The following is a 17,360-nucleotide window of genomic DNA, read 5'->3' as shown; positions in this document are numbered from 1 at the left end:
AAAGTGATGTGATGATCAAACAGGACAGAAGTATGCGCTTTTCATGCGGCGTACGTGAAGCGTAAAGAAAAGTCGTGGTTTGAATTGGTTTGTATACAATAATTTAATTCAAGACATAAGAACGACAATGTACATAACACAGCGCTTGTTCGTGCAATTACTACAAACTAATCTGGTTTTTGTATAGAAAAAAGAAAATGGCTTTGAGACCTTAATCGATACAGTAAACAAAGTATTCATATAATTCAATACATTCAACAAAACTAGACACCATGTATTAACAATCGACATTTCTACTGTTTTCCAAATTCTTATTTCGGTTAAATTCATCGCATAGTTTACAGTCATTCGCCGAGTGTTGAGTACATCACAGTCTTCTCAACAGTACACCCAGTACAAGTCCAAAGATAGTTGGTGTAACAAACGAAGTGTTCTCAACAATAGGTGGACGTCTTCCACAAGTACCAATAAAAGCCACCTCATCCCTGAGGTGGCTTTATACATAGGAGAACCGTGACCCGAACGAATTCCACTTTAGAGAAGACTGACCTCGTTTTGGGTAACTGTTTCGAGTGAAGATTACCGGGATGACCTTCTGCCCCAGGACTGCTCGATCTCTTCCAGCGATCTCCCCTTCGTCTCAGGCACAACAAACAACGTAAACAGGAACGCAATGATGGACATGACGCCAAATGCTCCGAATGTCTTGGCAGGTCCAGCACCGCTAAGTAACACGGGGAACGTTTGGGAAACCAGATAATCCGCTGCCCACAGCGCTACTGACGCGATCGCGGTGGCACGTCCGCGAATCCGAGTCGGGAATATTTCGGCCATCACGAGCCAAACCACTGGGCCCATCGAGATCGCGAATGCTGCAACGAAAATCAAGATAAACGTCAAAATCAACGCACTGGACGAATGCCCAGAATGGAACTCATAGCCAACGACGAACAAGCTGATGGTCATCACAGCGGTTCCTATGAGAAGTAGCGCTTTGCGGCCTAACTTGTCGATCAACCACAGCGAAACAAGTGTAAACACCAAGTTAACCGCACCGACAATGATCGTCTGCGTCAACTGGGCGTTCGTGCCGGCACCCGTGTGTTTAAAGATTTCGGGCGCATAGTACATAATCGCGTTAATACCGGTAACCTGTTGCAAGATACCTAGAACAATCCCGACCAAAAGCGCAATGCGGTATCCCGGCCTAAACAGCGTCCAAATAGAACCCGTTTCATTTTCAGTGGACCTTTGGATTTCTTCATACTCAATTTTGCCTTGAGCACGCCCATTAATCCGTTCTAGAACGCTAAGAGCGCGTTCACCTTGTCCTTGCTTCTGCAGCCATCTGGGGCTTTCGGGGACTGTGAACAGCAGGACGATGAAGATGATCCCGGGGACAATGCCGAGCCCAAACATCCACCGCCAACCAGTTGTCACATCCCAAGCTTGTCCACCCGCGTTGGCAACGGCACGGTTCACGAAGTAAATGGCCGAGATCCCGATAACCACTGCCAATTGATTTAAAGAGACTAATCGACCACGGAGTTTCGCGGGTGCGATCTCGGCGATGTACAATGGCACCAAAGTAGATGACACACCAATCCCTACACCACCGATGATCCTCGCAATGACGAACGTTGTAATATCACCCGCCAAGGCGGATCCAATCGATCCCACAGAAAACAAAATCCCAGCAACAATGAGCATCCTTTTTCGCCCGAACCTATCACTGAGTACACCCGCGAGCGCGGCGCCCACAACTGCGCCTACCGTCAAACAAGAGACGGCCCAGCCGGTCATAAAGTTACTTAAGTGGAACAGTAACTGCATAAATCCAATTGCTCCGGAAATCACTGCGGTATCATAGCCAAATAACAGACCGCCAATAGCAGCGACGACGGAGACAAGTGTAACAAAGCCTATATTTATCTTGTCTTGTTGGGTGTTCGTTCTCAAATTTTCTCCGCTCCTAGTTCGCCTAAATTTTAACCATTGCATAACACCATCAGCAGGCGATCCACCAAGTATGCTCTGACATAGTCCCTATTGTGTGTATGTGCGATGCCAGGATATGTATTGCACGAGCGGGCAATTCTAGATATACCAGTCGATAAGCGCCTCACTCACTACTCCGTAACTGAGCAAATCCTATTTTTCGTGATCACTTTGGCTTGCCGAATGGCGTTCGCATCTGGTTAATTGTTTGGTACTCTACTTCTGATTTTTGCTTGTATATAGCAAATAAATTAATTCTACAGCTTACTTTTTGTAATGCAACTTACAGATAATTATGTAACGTTTTGCCGATTAAAATAAAAAGGCCATCACCTCGGTGATGGCTCGGTGTATGTTATAAAATAGTTACGTACTCGTCTTTTCCCGGACTCGACTAATCGTTAAGATCCCCAAACAAACAATGGCGAACAAAACCACCCAGCTAACGTTATACGAATGGAATCGATCAATCAGTGACCCGAAGAGAAGGGGGAAGCCAAGTACACCCATCTGCAACACGGTCATTCCAAGCCCCACGGCCGTACCGGATTGCTCCTTGCCTACCAATTCCGACACGAAGGTAACCCATACACCATTCCATCCGATAGCTGAAAAACCAAAACAACAAAATAATACGGTGACCAACCAAACTGGGAGACCCCGATGCACCAACAGCATAGCTAGGGAGGCAATCGCCATAATGACCCCAATTAAGAGCATCACTGGCTTGCGGGCACCACTGAAAAACCGATCACTAATGATTCCCCACAGTACCCGACCAAAGACGCCAGCCAAAAGTGTTAGAGCCAACACAAAAGCGGACCAGTGAATGGATATATTTACATTGTCGTGAAGGAACAACTGGGTATACCCGAGGAGGACAAACTGTGCACCCATATAAGCTGTCGTTCCCACACTGATGTACCACAATGACCGATTGCGAAACAAAGAGTGGATGTTGCTGTGCTTCCGCGGCGGATCGTCACCCTTGGGCTGCTTTCGTTCTCGTGTCGTGTCTTCTCGATAAACGAACCAACACACAAAGCTAACCGCGACAGCCGCGATGCTCGCAGTCATAAATGCATCCCGCCAATTATACCGTGAAGCAATCGCGGGGAGGATAAGGGCAGCGAGAAAACCTCCGCCAGCAACTCCCGTTTGTCGGATCCCAATTGCAAACGCACGCATAGAGTAAGGAAACCAACTCATTATCGCCTTGCTGCCCGCAGGTGTTGATGAGGCTGCCCACAGGCCGGTTATGAGCAGTAATCCTAGCAACAATGCAAACGAGTTTGCTAACGACGCAGCAAAGACAGAAAAGCCTGTCATAACACCTCCGCCGACAAGCACTTTCTTTTCCCCAACTCGATCCACCAACTGACCGAACAAAATTGCCGTCAGGGCCATACCGATGTTTACAGCACTTACGGTTAATGCAACTTGTGTATTATTTAGCTTTAATTGCAAGACAAGAAAGGGGATCACCGCAGCAACACCCTGTGAGATGAACGATGTTCCTGTTTGGCTAATGGTCGTAACGCTCAGCACGACCCATCGATACGCACTTGGCCGAGGTAGTGATGCCGAGTTAGACGCCTGAATCTGCGTGTCTGACATCGTTAAACTCCCATTTCCTCTCTTTTCTGTACTCTCAATCTCACCCAGCTTCATTTCTGACCTAGCGGGCGTAATCCCAGTTACCATATGCGTAGATAATACCATTCTAACGCGTGAGACGTTTGTGGATATTTCTTCACATACGAAAAGACCGCCATCCAGCTTTATCTGGTTTGACGGTCTTCTAACAATTGATTCTGGATGTTGAATTCAAGGCAACAGTATCCCAAAGTGTCCATTTCACTAAAATATTTCCCGTAGATCAATTTCCAGCCCCTGAAAAATACCGACGGTAACTACAGCGTCATTGTTGTAGACTGTCGGGAACACGTTGCTCTCAGCAAGTCGGTAGACTTCTACAAACTGATTGTGTGGATCAACAATCCAGTATTCATGAACCCCTGCAAGCCTGTACGCACGTAGCTTAACCGTCTTATCCTTGTATGCTGTAGAAGGTGAAAGGACTTCCACGACCATATCTGGAGCGCCTATACACCCCTGCGGGCGTAGCTTAGAGGGATCACACACTATTGTGATGTCTGGTTGCACATAATTTCGTGCTTCGTCGCCGTCTAGGTAAACGTCAAAAGGGGAGGTGAAGCCTTCACATGTTTTGCCCTTTAGATATGCGCTGATTTCACGATACAGTCTGCCTACGATTCTTTGGTGTTCTGTTGAAGGTGACGGCGACATGTCATAAATCACATCGTCTATACGTTCCCACCGCTCGAGCTCTGTTGGGTCCAGATGGACTTCCATCACAATCCCGCCTTTCCGACTTCCTCTCCACTATCCAAAGCGTGATTAATTATGGCATATACAACACTACACCTTATTTTATTTAATCATTGCGTGCCAACCTAGGCATCAATCTTACTATACCAATGACGAGTGTTATACTGAACAAAAAAAGACCCCCAAAGGGATCCTCATTGATTCTTGATGGAGCGGGTGATGGGAATCGAACCCACGCTATCAGCTTGGAAGGCTGAAGTTCTACCATTGAACTACACCCGCATGTTTTGTTACTTCAACACAGTACACGACCCGAAACAATAATTCAAGGTCAACCTGTTGGGACGACAAGTAATGAAAAACCCTTCCGTAATACCAAAAGATCATTGGTGGGCCCACTAGGACTCGAACCTAGGACCAACCGGTTATGAGCCGGCCGCTCTAACCAACTGAGCTATGGGCCCGTCATGGAGCGGAAGACGGGATTCTGACAGTAGAGCGCTGCGTAGCGCTCTACCTAGTCCCCGAAGGGGGGAACCCTTGGGTGAGAAGCCCGTATTTCGCTGCCTTATGGAGCGGAAGACGGGATTCCGACGGCGGAGCGCTGCGTAGCGTTCTGCCTAGTCCCCGAAGGGGGGAACCCTTGGGTGAGAAGCCCGTATTTCGCTGCCTTATGGAGCGGAAGACGGGATTCCGACGGTAGAGCGCTGCGTAGTGCCTACCTAGTCCCCGAAAGGGGGGAACCCTTGGGTGAGAAGCCCGTATTTCGCGACCTTGTGGAGCGGAAGACGGGATTCGAACCCGCGACCCTCGCCTTGGCAAGGCGATGCTCTACCCCTGAGCCACTTCCGCACAAGTGGAACGAAAGCTATTTTAACACGGCTCATGTCAGATGGCAATAGTTCTACAAAAATTGGCAATTGCCATCTGACATGACCTCGATATCCGTATCAGTGACTTCCGACCGTGCTAACTTAATCGATCCGATGACTCATGTCCATCATCAGCCTTGACGCGTACGTGAACCGTGCGATCACAAAGTAAATCAGCATAAACGCCAGGTACGCGCCCATGACGGCGAGTGTTGTCGGCCAGAGACTCCCAGGCAACGCCAGGACATGCCGATAATCGATCACGGCTGCAACTGTGTGCAACCCAGCCAACACGAATGGCAAGAAAAAAAGAACACTGAACTCGCATGTCAGGACACGGCCCACTTCGCCCTTTTGGATGCCGAGGCGACGGAGTGATCGGAATTGGATGCGATCAGCCTGTTGATTACTCAACAAGCGAAAGTACAACGTATTCCCGCAAGCGAGTAGCATTAACAGTGCGATAAATACACCAGCAAAAATCATTGTTGACATCGCCCGCAAAATGGAGGTTTCAACGGGAGATGTAATGACTGCTTGCTGCTGCGACAGTTTGTTGGCAAACGTATTAGACAATTTATCACTATTCCCAACGAACCACCCATGTACGTTCCAGACAGCAGACTGCGGTGTTTGCGTGAGGTAAGTCGCGAAATCGGAGTCTGGTACGATGAGATCATAGTCCTGGATCGCTGTGGCACCGAAATTGAATGCGCGCTCGTTAATCTGTTTGTCGACGACGACGACGCTCGCCGTGCTCGATCCCACTGTTAACCTCGCAGACGTGTGGTCGAATAGTTTTGGTACGGTCAGTGGAAAGCTGGCCGCGAAGACGCTATGACCAGGCTGCAAGCTTGGGATATCCGGGAAATTTTTTGTGTGACCAGGGTATGTCCGGCGAATCGACTCCACCATTCGCTGATAGGCGGATCGGCTTACGATGGTGACCTTCAAGTCAATTGGCTTGCCTCCATTGGTCGCTTTCAACTCCGAACCTGAGATCACCTTCGTCGTGTCCTGTCCTTGTACGTCACCGCCAGCCGCTGTTAGTTGCTTTGTGATTTCCGTTGGCGACATCGACAACGGGTGCGCTTGATTTTCCCAGGTCATGACCGCATATGGGTCACGACACACTTCAGATTGGGCAGACACGTGAACCAAACCAATGACGCTTGACATACTCGTCATGACCATCGCAGACAACGTTGCGATCACGGTCAACGCCCGCGCATTGTCTTTCATGCGATGGGCAAGGCGACTCACGACAAGCATCGAGACACCCGTGCTGACACGCTTGCGCATACGCAGGAGTACCCACACGAGCAACTGTGTGCATAGCAGGTAGGTACCAATGACGACAAGTGCGATAATGACGAGCAAGCCGACGAGCGTTTCTAGCGATTGTATGCTCTTAAAAATTGCTAAATAGTATCCCGCCGCCAAGCATACTAGGCCAAGCACGGCCAACCAGAGCGACGCGCGGGGTGGCTTTTGCTGTGATCGAGCGCCGAGCAGCATTTGCTTGGGTCCACGACGGCGGATTCGTATCGACATTAACACACCTTCAGCCAGGAATATCACCAGAAAGGCGATCAGCGTGAAGACCCACGCTGTCAGCGGCGCTGCGAATGGGATTGCGCCCGGCAAGGCGAGCAAGTCGCCCAAAACCAACAAAAATAACTTCGTGAACAACAGCCCCAGAGCTAGCCCGAAGACGAGAGAAACGCCGTCGACCAGAAAACTTTCTCTCAACACCATGCGGCCCAACTGGCGTGGTGTGACGCCAAGCACCAAGAAAACACCGAACTCCTGACTGCGCAGACGCAGCATGGCGGCATGAAAGTAGAAAATAAAGAAAAGGGCGAACAGCCCGACCATCCAGGCACTCACCATCATGATATCGCGCGCGCCGGTCGTCATGTATCCGTGAACAACTGCCGGATTGTAGGCGAAATTCATGAACATAAACAGCGTCATGACGGCAATGCTGCTTGACGCTACGTAGCCCGTGTAGAGACGTTTACGGCGGAAGACATTCTTACGAATGAGCTGGCCCCAGGTCATGCCCGTGTCCCTCCAATACCGAAAGCGTCTGCAGAATCTCTTGGAAAAACGCCTCTCGTCGCCCTTCCCGCTCAAGTCGGCTGTACACTTGGCCGTCCTTGATGAACACAATGCGATTGCTGTAACTCGCTGCGAGCGGATCGTGCGTGACCATGAGCAGTGTCGCATGTCTCTCTTGGTGGAGCTTCGTGAAGAGCTCTAGCAACGCCCGCGCCGAGGCCGAGTCCAAGTTCCCCGTCGGTTCGTCGGCCAAGACGAGTGCCGGTTTGTGCACAATGGCACGCGCGACCGCGGCACGCTGTTGCTGACCACCCGATACCTCATACGGATAGCGATGCATCGATTCCCCGAGACCCAACTGGTGCATGACTGTCTCCACTTGTACACGGACTGTTTTTCGATCCGCCCCATCAAGCGCCAATGGCAACGCCACGTTCTCCGCCAGCGTGAGCGTATCCAGTAGGTTGAAATCTTGAAAAACGAAGCCCAGCTTACGGCGGCGAAACAGTGCCATGTCGTCGCCGGACAGCGTGTGGACGGCTTGACCGTCGAGATCGAGGGTGCCTGTGGAGGCGTGATCGAGTCCTGCTAGAATGTTGAGGAGGGTCGTCTTCCCGCTCCCAGACGGCCCCATAATGGCGACAAACTCCCCCGCTTCGATGGTGAGATTGACACCGTTTAAGGCGCGGACTTCATTTCCGTTTCCACCCCCGCCGTAGACTTTCGTCAGTGAATTTGCAACAAGGACTGCCAAATTCGTTTCACTCCTCATCAAATCGTTTATGATACGCCAATTTTGACACGGGGGGCCTCCCGTTTTCCTTGTGCAAACCTTACAACCACAGTCTACAACCTTACAGTTTTGTCATCTTTCTATTGCTGCACGTCACGCTGATTCGTTATGTACGGTGAGAGGTACTGTGCAGTTGGGATGGTGATTCGGACGGTGGTGCCTTGGTGCAATGTCGACGCCAAGTCGAGTTGGATACCCAGGCGCTTGGCCGTTTCTGCCGCCAAATAGAGGCCCATTCCCGTCGCGCGTGAGTGGGAGCGGCCATTCTGCCCCGTGAAGAAAGGTTCGAAGGCACGGCGGACGTCGCGTGCATGCATGCCGATGCCGTGATCGGTGAAGATGATGTGTGTGGCGTCGTCTGACGTTGTCACGCGTACCCAGAACTCGGACGGTTCGCCTGTGCGGTTGCCTGAATCGTCGACCGGATAACCGTATTGGAACGCGTTTCGAATTACCTGCTCGCAGATGAGGCCGAGCCACTTTTCGTCCGTGTGGACGATAGCGTCTGGATTGTCCGACTCCACGTGTGGATAGATGCGGGTGCGAATCCAAGCCGATTTGTGATCATTCACGATGGTACGGAGAAACTCGGTAATGCGAATCTCCGTCATGTGGGCATCGAATGAGAAGGCCTGCAAACGGACCGTGTGAAGCATCGTCTCAATGGCCTCCGACAAGCGCTGGTGCTCTGCCTCTATGGCGTCCAATGTCTCTCCCACCTGGGAAGGGGAAGCCTGTGGGTCATTAGCCATCTGCGATCTCGCCTCGCCCATGAGCAATTGCAGGACGGCCAGTGGGGTTTTCATTTGATGGGCAAACCGCGTCGTGAAGTGTTCGTAAAACGTCCTTTTCGTTTCGATCCGCTGGACATCCTCCGTCGCCCGCTGAACGTAGCATTTGACGAGGCGCACGAACATCCTGTGCTCGCCCAGATGCGCAGCGATCATCAATGCGTCGACGCTATCGAGGGTGCTCAGGCGTTCAATCTGGTGCTCGAGCAAGTGCAGAAACGGATGCCGTCGAAAATAGTGAATTGCAAGGCCAAAACTGGCCATGACGAGAGCGAGTAAAATGGCGTACAACAACTCTGAAATCGGGATCGGCCGATGATACGCAATGCCGCTCAGCCAAACCACGGTAACCGTTAACACGATCCCGACCACAAACCAGCACATGATCCCGAACATATCTCGGAAGTACACCTTGAAAGCTTGTCCACGCCTCATATCGCTTTCCGCTCACTCCCAATCCGTCATACGTCGTTCCCATCGCACGCCTCTGACGAGGCGTCAACGTCAACGTCGTCCGGAACGACAAGTTGATAGCCCAGTCCGCGGACGGTGCGAATGAAGTGGTCGCAGCCGAGATCGGCGAGTTTCCGGCGCAGGCGCGTCACGTTCACCGTGAGTGTGTTGTCGTCGACAAACTCCATATCGTCCCAGAGCGCCGCGAGGAGCGTATCGCGGGACACCGCCCGCCCTTCAGCTTCCATCAGTTGGCGCAACAGTTCGCACTCGGTCTTTGTAACGGGTGTGGATGAGCCAAAGGCATGGAGTTGAAGTCGCCTATCATCCAACTGCATAGGACCAAACACGAGCTTGCGAGCAATCACTCTGTCGTCGGCGGCATATTCACCATACACACGGCGGATGTGTGCACGAAGTTTGGCAACTAATACATCCATATCAAACGGCTTGACGACGAAATCATCGCCGCCGTTTTCCAGAGCAAACACCTGGTCCATTCCGGCGTTCCGCGCGGAGACAAAAATGATAGGAGCGCGAGTGATTTCCCGAATCCGACGGCACCAGTAGAACCCGTCAAACTGCGGGAGATTGATGTCCAATAAAATGACGTGCGGCTCCATTTTTTCAACAGAGCCAACAATGTCACCCAAGCAGTCGATGAGTCTCGGATCAAAGGCATAGCGAAGCAACTGCCGAGCCAGAATGCTCGCCAGTTGCTCATCATCCTCAATAATTCCGATTGTGAACCGAGGTTCACTCGCAAGGCTCAAATGTGTCACCGCCTGCTGTTTAATGAATCATTCGTCCAGTATACCGACGCCTTCAAACAACATGACACGTGCGGGAGCCGCATCAATGCCCGTCAGTTTCAATGGCGCCGCGACCATGAAGTAATCCCCTTCGGGAACGTTCTTCAGGCGCAAACCTTCAATAATGACGATATGCTTCGACATGAGTGACTTGTGTGTCTCGTGATCCGGCTGGCTCCGCTCGATTCCCAAGCCATCGACACCGACGAGGCCCACGCCAACTTCCGCGAGATAAGCCGCTGCATCTGCCCCGACGTAAACAAAGTCATAGTTGAACTCCTCATCCCACGAGTTCTTGGTTTTGAGTAACAGGAATTCGCCCTTCTGCGGCTTATGTGGTTCCAAGTCCGCCTTTTTGATTGCGCCTTCCACTTTCGTGAGATCGATCACGCGACAATTTCCCACCAACTGTTTCAACTTGATGGTCTCAATGGTTTCCCCGCCAGGGATCATGTGCAGGGGCGCATCAATGTGCGTCCCCGTGTGAACGTCCATGCTGACGCGCGTCTCGTGACTCGATCCCGTATCAAAATCCGACGTCGTCTGAAACGACGGACGTTTTTCGTCCTTGTTTTTGTACACCTGAACATCCTTGTGAATCAGCATACTGACATCGTAAATCGTCGCCATGTCAGAACTTCACCTCCGTACTTGCTTCTTGCCCTCGCAAGACCGTCTCAACCGACGGTGTGCTCTCGCCGTACACCGGCCACCAGATGCCGCCTTGTTCGCGAACGAGATCGGCAGAAGCTTGCGGTCCCCATTCACCGCTTGCGTAATGATGCAACGGGGCCTTGTCCTCGCTGAAAGCCTGCGCAATCGGATCGACAAACTTCCACGCGAGCGACACTTCATCCCACCGCGTAAAGAACGTGGAATCGCCGATCATCGCGTCATGCAACAGCCGCTCATACGCCTCAGGCGACTTGTCCGTCGATTGGCTGAACTCCATGGCGATTGGCACGACCACGTTTTCCGTACCAGGGCGCTTCACGTTCATTTGCATGTACATGCCCTCGACCGGGTTGATGCGAATGACGAGCAGGTTCGGACCGAGCTGCCCATTCTGGTTGAAATACAGGTGTTTCGGCATATCCCTGAACTGCACCACGATCTCAGTCGACTTCACCGGCATCCGCTTCCCCGTGCGAATGTAAAACGGCACACCAGCCCAGCGGAAGTTGTCGATAAACAAGCGAGCTGCAACGAAGGTTTCCGTCGTGGAATTCTCCGCAACGCCCGGTTCTTCAAGATAGCCTGGCACGGATTTCCCGTTCATCTGGCCCGCCGTGTACTGCCCGCGAATGACGTGGTTCTTCACTTCATCGACGTCGTACCGACGCAGAGAGCGCAGTACTTTGACCTTCTCGTCGCGAATCGCCTCTGTATGCAGTCGGCTCGGCGGCTCCATCGCGGTCATCATGACCATCTGCAACATATGGTTCTGCACCATATCGCGAAGTGCGCCCGACTTCTCGTAATACGAAGCCCGTTCCTCGACGCCCACGGTTTCACTCGACGTAATTTGGATGGATTGAATGGAACGGTTGTCCCAAAGCGGCTGGAACATCGAGTTCGCAAACCGGATCACTTCGATGTTTTGGACCATTTCCTTGCCAAGGTAGTGATCTATCCGGTAGATCTCATCCTCCTCAAAAGCAGTCCCAAGCTGGTCGTTTAACTCTGCCGCCGACTCGTAGTCATGGCCAAACGGCTTCTCGATAATCAGCCTGCGCCAACCTTTTGTGTCGGATAAACCGCTCGCCTTCAAATTCAAAGCCGTCTCCGCGAAGAAGCGGGGCGCCATGGAGAGGTAGAACAGGCGATTACCGCCGTGATCGCGCTTCTGTTCCAGCTCTCGCACAAACTGGTTTATCTTCTTGAAGTCTTCCACGTTGTCGACGTTGCCTTGGATATAGTAAATGCGCTGTGCAAATCCCTTCCAGTCGTTATCCGATATGTCTTCCTTAACGAATGACTGCAGGGCTTTATGAACTTCGTCTCGGAATGCATCGTGCGTAAACTCCGTCCGAGCCGTGCCTAAGATACTGACACCGTCCGGCAATAGGCCTTTGCGATGCAATTGGAACAACGCTGGGTACAGCTTGCGATGCGCCAAATCTCCCGTCGCACCGAACAACACAAATACGTGCGGTGGTAGTTGCCGAGGGTTTGTCTGATTCTCCACTCCGATTCACGTCCATTTCTGTTTATGTATATCTCCACTACACATTGTACATCAAGGCAAATTATTCATGCAGCAAAGCAATAGCAATGTTTGTCAGGAATGATGAGAGAAACGCAGGTTTAGTGTGTTGGTTTCGGTACTATGTCTGCACCAACTTTGGATATTACTGTATAATAAGACGTAGTGGGAAATTTCCACCGGAAAGTGGTGAACGTGATGAGCAAAGTGAAAGGTCCGAATATAAAGAGTCATACTGTCCCTCTGAAGGGGATTCAAGACAAGGTTTTTGCTGTGAAGGTCGACAGCAAAGGACGCCTCGTATTGCCTCAAGCTATACGTGAACGCATGAATGTTCAAGCCGGTGACGTTCTATATGTGAGCCCACAAAAGAACGGTGCAGCAGTTATCATGAAAGGACAAAATCCCTTTGATGCCTTGGCAGCTCAGGCAATTAAAGAGTATGAGGCAGGGCACACTTTGTCGCTTGAAGAATTCGCTGACCGTGAAGGTATTGAACTGGACTAATGGCGACTGTTGAACTGACTAAACCAAGCACAGAAAGACTTGAAGAAGTTAGATTCAATTGCGAAACAGAAGGCTGTGCAAGCCATAGCCGAGTTGCGCAATAATCCCTTAGCAGGCCCCTTTAACCACAGCAAGGTCTGCGTCGTTATTAATTTGTAAGCCTACGCTTGTCGAGTTCCTAAAAGTCCCGTCAATCCTTGCCTATGGGCCTGAAGCAAGTGCCGCGAAAAACACCGAAATTCCCGAGCAATCAGTATCGGACTCGCAGTTTATACTATTATGTAATGGATGAAACTAACCGTCCGCATTGAACAACCTAGGGTAATGGTTCTTGTTCAGGGGCCTTTCTGGCTACGTCGTTGTGAACCAAACGGTATTGGAGGTACGACTATGTCTGACAACAAAAAACCTGTGCGATTGACTGCAGCAGTCACGAGAGAAGAAGACTGGTATGTAGCACGCTGGTCTTGAAGTTGAAGTAACCAGTCAGGGGGAAACCCTCGAAGCCGCCCTTCACAACCTCAAAGAAGCCCTCGAACTGTACTACGAAGATAGTATAGGGTTTGAAGCGCCGAATTCACCTATCATTGCCCCAGTAGACATTGAGGTTCGCCCATGAGTCCGTACCTGCCAAGACTGTCCGGGCAGGAAGCCATTGTAGCCCTTGGTCGCCTAGGATTTGTTCAAGTTAGCCAGAAAGGAAACTTTACCTGAATGAGAAAGCCCGGAAGAACCACTGGTGTTCCCCAGGCCTTATTCAGACAGCGTATAAGTGCACAGCTACGCGTAGCTCTTATTCTCCCTTTGCTCGGGCTTGCTCGCGGGCGAGTTCCCAGCGAAGGTATGCGTTGATAAACGGATCGAGAAGGCCATCCACGACTGCATGAACATTGCCAATTTCTTCGTTCGTTCGGTGATCCTTGACCATCGAATATGGGTGGAACACGTAGGAGCGAATTTGGCTGCCCCAACCGATATCCTTCTGTTCACCGCGAATTTCAGCGAGTTCCGCTTCGCGCTCTTCGCGACGCTTTTCCGCCAGGCGAGCCTTGAGCAAGTTCATTGCCACGGCGCGGTTCTGAATTTGGGATCGTTCACTCTGGCAACTCACGACGATACCCGTGGGAAGGTGCGTAATCCGCACGGCCGAATCCGTCGTGTTGATGTGCTGACCGCCCGCACCCGTCGAACGGAACGTGTCAACACGCAACTCCTCAGGACGCACTTCGATCTCGTTGTCCTCATCCGTAATCTCCGGAATGACGTCCACTGACGCGAACGACGTGTGTCGCCGGCCGGACGAGTCGAACGGCGAAATCCGCACGAGACGGTGCACGCCTTTCTCCGCCTTCAGATAGCCATACGCGTTATGACCCTTGATCATCAAGGTGACGCTCTTCACACCGGCTTCGTCACCCGGCAGATAATCGAGTACTTCCACTTTATATTTGTGGTCTTCCGCCCATCTCGTGTACATTCGAAGCAAGATGGAGGCCCAATCCTGCGACTCCGTACCACCCGCACCGGGGTGCAACTCGAGAATAGCATTATTTGCGTCATATTCGCCTGACAGCATCAATTGCAACTCAAACGAATCGATCTCCAACTTGAGCTTGTCAGCCATCTGGTTGGCTTCGGCAAACAAGTCCATATCGTTTTCTTCTTGCGCGAGTTCGAGGGCAACTTCAGCATCCTCACTCAATTGCGTGAGTTCCTTCATCTTATCGACAGGCGCCTTCAGCCCATTGAGCTCCGAAATCACCTTTTGTGCTTTATCCTGGTCGTCCCAAAAGTTGGGCGCGCCCATGAGGTCTTCTAACGCCGCAATTCGCTCACCTTTGGCAGCGACGTCAAAGAGACCTCCCGAAGTCCGCTAACCGTGTAGCCATATTCTTTAATTCTTGGCGAAGTTCGCCGAACGTTTCTGCCACAACTGTCACTCCCTAATTGCAAATCATCTTTGCTATTGTATCAAAACCATCCGCCGACGGTGATTCGAGGTCTTGCCAAGGAACCTGGATCAATCAGTACAAAGACGTTGGTACCGAAGGCCCCCCTAGCTCCACACGCAAGAAGGACCGGCTCCACCCGGAGCAGTCCCCCTCCGTTCCTAAACCTATTAACCGCCGATAGTATCGTGCATCTCGATAGGCTGCGGCGCCGTCTGCACCGTCGCCTTAAACACGTACAACACAACTTCCTCTTCAATGCTGTGAATCATGGCCTCGAACATCTCGAAGCCTTCTTTCTGGTAAATGACGAGCGGATCGGACTGGCCGTACGAGCGCAAGTGCACGCCCTGACGGAACTGATCCATGGCGTCGATGTGGTCCATCCACTTCGAGTCGACCGTCCGCAAAAGAACGATGCGCTCCAATTCCCGAAGGAATTCGCCCAGATCCTCTTCGCGCTGGTTGTAGTTCTCGATAAACAACTCGTACAGCTTATCGCGAACTTCGTCTCGCTCCAGCTTCCGAAGCACCTCTTCCTCCACCTGGTTCGGTAGCAGGAAGTGATGTTCCCCGTACTGGATGAGCCCGCGGATGTCCCAATCCTCCGGAATCTGTTCCTCGGAGCAGTAGATGTCGAGCATGTGGTCGATGAGGTCTTTCGCCATGCCCTCAACGATTTCACGCAGGTTCTCCGTCTCGAGAATCTGGCGGCGCTGGCGGTAAATCACTTCGCGCTGCTTGTTCAACACGTCGTCGTAGCGGAGGACGTGCTTCCGCAGGTCGTAGTTGTTGCCTTCGACTTTCTTCTGCGCGCGCTCCATAGCGCCAGTCAACATCCGGTGCTCAATCGGTTGATCCTCTTCCAAGCCAAGCCGATCCATCATCCGCTTGATGTTATCCGAACCAAATAAGCGCAACAGGTCATCTTCCAGAGACAAAAAGAACTGGGATGAGCCCGGGTCACCTTGCCGGCCCGAACGACCACGCAACTGATTGTCGATCCGTCGACTCTCATGCCGCTCCGTACCGATAATGTGCAATCCCCCGCGTTCAGCCACACCGTCTCCGAGCAGAATGTCCGTACCGCGACCGGCCATGTTCGTGGCAATGGTCACCATACCAGGTTGGCCAGCCAGCGAAACGATCTCAGCCTCACGCGCATGGTGTTTCGCATTCAAGACCTGGTGCGGCACGCCTTTCACATTCAGCAGATGCGAAACGATCTCCGACTTGTCGATAGACGTCGTACCGACCAAAACCGGCTGTCCGGCCTCGTGCCGCTGGGCAATCTCATTCACGACCGCATTGAACTTCGCACCTTCGGTCTTGTAAATGACGTCACCCAAATCTTTGCGTATGAGTGGCCGATTTGTCGGAATACTGACGACATCCATGCCGTAGATCTCGATGAACTCTTTTTCTTCCGTCTTGGCCGTACCGGTCATCCCAGACAGTTTCTCGTACATGCGGAAGTAGTTCTGCAGCGTGATGGTCGCGAGCGTCTTCGACTCGTTCTGGACGCGAACGCCTTCCTTGGCTTCGATAGCCTGGTGAAGACCTTCACTGTACCGACGGCCTTCCATCAGACGACCTGTGAACTCGTCGACAATGCAGATCTCGTCGCCCATGACCACGTAATCCTTGTCGCGATGCATCAATCCGTGGGCCTTCAAGGCCTGGGTGATGTGGTGCATGAGCGTGACGTTGTCGGGATCGAACAAGTTATTCACGTGGAAGAACGATTCCGCCTTCTGTACACCGCTGTCCGTCAAATTCGCCGTGCGCATCTTTTCGTCAATTTCGTAGTCGTCATCCCGGCGCAAACGACGAACGAACAAGTCAGCCCGGAAGTACAAGTCAGCCGACTTCTCCGCAGGTCCCGAAATAATGAGCGGCGTCCTCGCTTCGTCAATGAGAATACTATCTACTTCGTCGACAATGGCGAAGTGCAAACCGCGCTGCGTCATGTCATTCAACGACATGACCATATTGTCGCGCAGATAATCGAAGCCGAACTCGTTGTTTGTCCCGTATGTGATGTCACACCGATACGCATCGTGTTTTTGCTGTGGCGTCAAGTCGTGCCCGTTAAAGCCGACTGTGAGGCCCAAGAACCGATGCACTTGCCCCGTGATGTCGGCGTCACGCCGTGCCAAGTAATCGTTGACGGTGACAACATGAACGCCTTTCCCCGTCAGACCATTTAAATAAGAAGGCAACGTACCAACAAGCGTCTTACCTTCACCGGTCTTCATCTCCGCGACGCGGCCTTCGTGAAGGACGATGCCGCCCATCAACTGGACGTCGTAATGGCGCTGACCCATCACGCGCTTTGCGGCTTCACGAACCACCGCAAATGCTTCCGGCAACAGGTTGTCCAACTTTTCACCATTTTCGAGACGCTGACGAAACGCCGGGGTCATCGCCTGAAGTTCCTCATCTGTCATGTGCTCAAACTGCGACTCTAATCCGTTAATGCGGTCGATCTTCCGACGCAACCGCGCAATATCACGTTCGTTGGCGTTAAATACTTGCTTGAGGAGTCCCACCGAACGGTCAC

Annotated in this window: 12 protein-coding genes and 3 tRNA genes; 1 reads left to right on the top strand and 14 read right to left on the bottom strand. The window is 51.8% G+C overall.

Features of this window, described 5'->3' with window-relative positions; translation table 11 throughout:
• Positions 1 to 579 precede the first annotated feature (579 nt).
• The 12 genes from NZD86_RS04215 to zwf form a co-directional block, all read right to left on the bottom strand.
• A complete protein-coding gene (locus NZD86_RS04215) occupies positions 580 to 2,001 on the bottom strand; it encodes a sugar porter family MFS transporter (RefSeq protein ID WP_268045237.1) in 1,422 nt (473 codons plus the stop codon).
• Between the two features lie 363 nt (positions 2,002 to 2,364).
• Positions 2,365 to 3,615 (bottom strand): MFS transporter, encoded by a 1,251-nt coding sequence (locus tag NZD86_RS04210; protein ID WP_268045236.1) that lies wholly within the window; start codon positions 3,613 to 3,615, stop codon positions 2,365 to 2,367.
• A 243-nt stretch (positions 3,616 to 3,858) separates the two neighbouring features.
• The gene (locus NZD86_RS04205; protein ID WP_268045235.1) at positions 3,859 to 4,374 is read right to left on the bottom strand and encodes a Uma2 family endonuclease; all 516 of its coding nucleotides are present in this window, start codon (positions 4,372 to 4,374) and stop codon (positions 3,859 to 3,861) included.
• A 184-nt stretch (positions 4,375 to 4,558) separates the two neighbouring features.
• A tRNA-Gly gene (locus NZD86_RS04200) sits at positions 4,559 to 4,632 on the bottom strand.
• Positions 4,633 to 4,737: 105 nt separating this feature from the next.
• Positions 4,738 to 4,814 (bottom strand) — tRNA-Ile (locus NZD86_RS04195).
• A 313-nt stretch (positions 4,815 to 5,127) separates the two neighbouring features.
• Positions 5,128 to 5,202, bottom strand: a tRNA-Gly gene (locus NZD86_RS04190).
• A 122-nt stretch (positions 5,203 to 5,324) separates the two neighbouring features.
• Positions 5,325 to 7,286 carry an ABC transporter permease gene (locus NZD86_RS04185; protein WP_268045234.1) on the bottom strand — a complete coding sequence of 654 codons (1,962 nt, stop codon included), beginning with the start codon at positions 7,284 to 7,286 and terminating at the stop codon, positions 5,325 to 5,327.
• The gene (locus NZD86_RS04180; protein ID WP_268045233.1) at positions 7,261 to 8,040 is read right to left on the bottom strand and encodes an ABC transporter ATP-binding protein; all 780 of its coding nucleotides are present in this window, start codon (positions 8,038 to 8,040) and stop codon (positions 7,261 to 7,263) included. Before NZD86_RS04180 ends, NZD86_RS04185 begins: the two co-directional genes overlap by 26 nt.
• A 119-nt stretch (positions 8,041 to 8,159) precedes the next feature.
• The gene (locus NZD86_RS04175) at positions 8,160 to 9,305 is read right to left on the bottom strand and encodes a sensor histidine kinase (RefSeq protein WP_268045232.1); all 1,146 of its coding nucleotides are present in this window, start codon (positions 9,303 to 9,305) and stop codon (positions 8,160 to 8,162) included.
• Between the two features lie 26 nt (positions 9,306 to 9,331).
• Positions 9,332 to 10,096, bottom strand: coding sequence for a response regulator transcription factor (locus NZD86_RS04170; protein ID WP_268045231.1), 765 nt, complete (start codon positions 10,094 to 10,096; stop codon positions 9,332 to 9,334).
• Positions 10,097 to 10,123: 27 nt separating this feature from the next.
• On the bottom strand, positions 10,124 to 10,765 hold the full coding sequence (locus NZD86_RS04165) for a cyclase family protein (RefSeq protein WP_268045230.1): 642 nt from the start codon (positions 10,763 to 10,765) through the stop codon (positions 10,124 to 10,126).
• 1 nt (position 10,766) lies between these two features.
• The gene (gene zwf / locus NZD86_RS04160; RefSeq protein ID WP_268046784.1) at positions 10,767 to 12,329 is read right to left on the bottom strand and encodes a glucose-6-phosphate dehydrogenase; all 1,563 of its coding nucleotides are present in this window, start codon (positions 12,327 to 12,329) and stop codon (positions 10,767 to 10,769) included.
• A 210-nt stretch (positions 12,330 to 12,539) separates the two neighbouring features.
• Between zwf and NZD86_RS04155 the strand changes: the two genes are divergently transcribed.
• Entirely contained in the window at positions 12,540 to 12,848 is a 309-nt protein-coding gene (locus NZD86_RS04155; protein WP_268045228.1) for an AbrB/MazE/SpoVT family DNA-binding domain-containing protein, read from the top strand.
• Positions 12,849 to 13,641: 793 nt separating this feature from the next.
• Here NZD86_RS04155 and prfB read toward each other — a convergent pair.
• Together prfB and secA are read right to left on the bottom strand one after the other, a co-directional pair.
• A protein-coding gene (gene prfB, locus NZD86_RS04150; RefSeq protein WP_268046783.1) for a peptide chain release factor 2 occupies positions 13,642 to 14,737 on the bottom strand; the annotation gives its coding sequence in 2 pieces (ribosomal slippage) (positions 13,642 to 14,700 and positions 14,702 to 14,737; 1,095 coding nt in all).
• 230 nt (positions 14,738 to 14,967) lie between these two features.
• Complete coding sequence (secA, locus tag NZD86_RS04145; RefSeq protein WP_268045227.1) at positions 14,968 to 17,349, bottom strand: preprotein translocase subunit SecA; 2,382 nt, start codon at positions 17,347 to 17,349, stop codon at positions 14,968 to 14,970.
• Positions 17,350 to 17,360 lie beyond the last annotated feature (11 nt).

This window comes from Alicyclobacillus dauci, from assembly GCF_026651605.1.
Lineage (GTDB): Bacteria > Bacillota > Bacilli > Alicyclobacillales > Alicyclobacillaceae > Alicyclobacillus > Alicyclobacillus dauci.
Note: the sequence above shows the minus strand (reverse complement) of the source record. Positions and strands in the feature narration are given on the sequence as shown.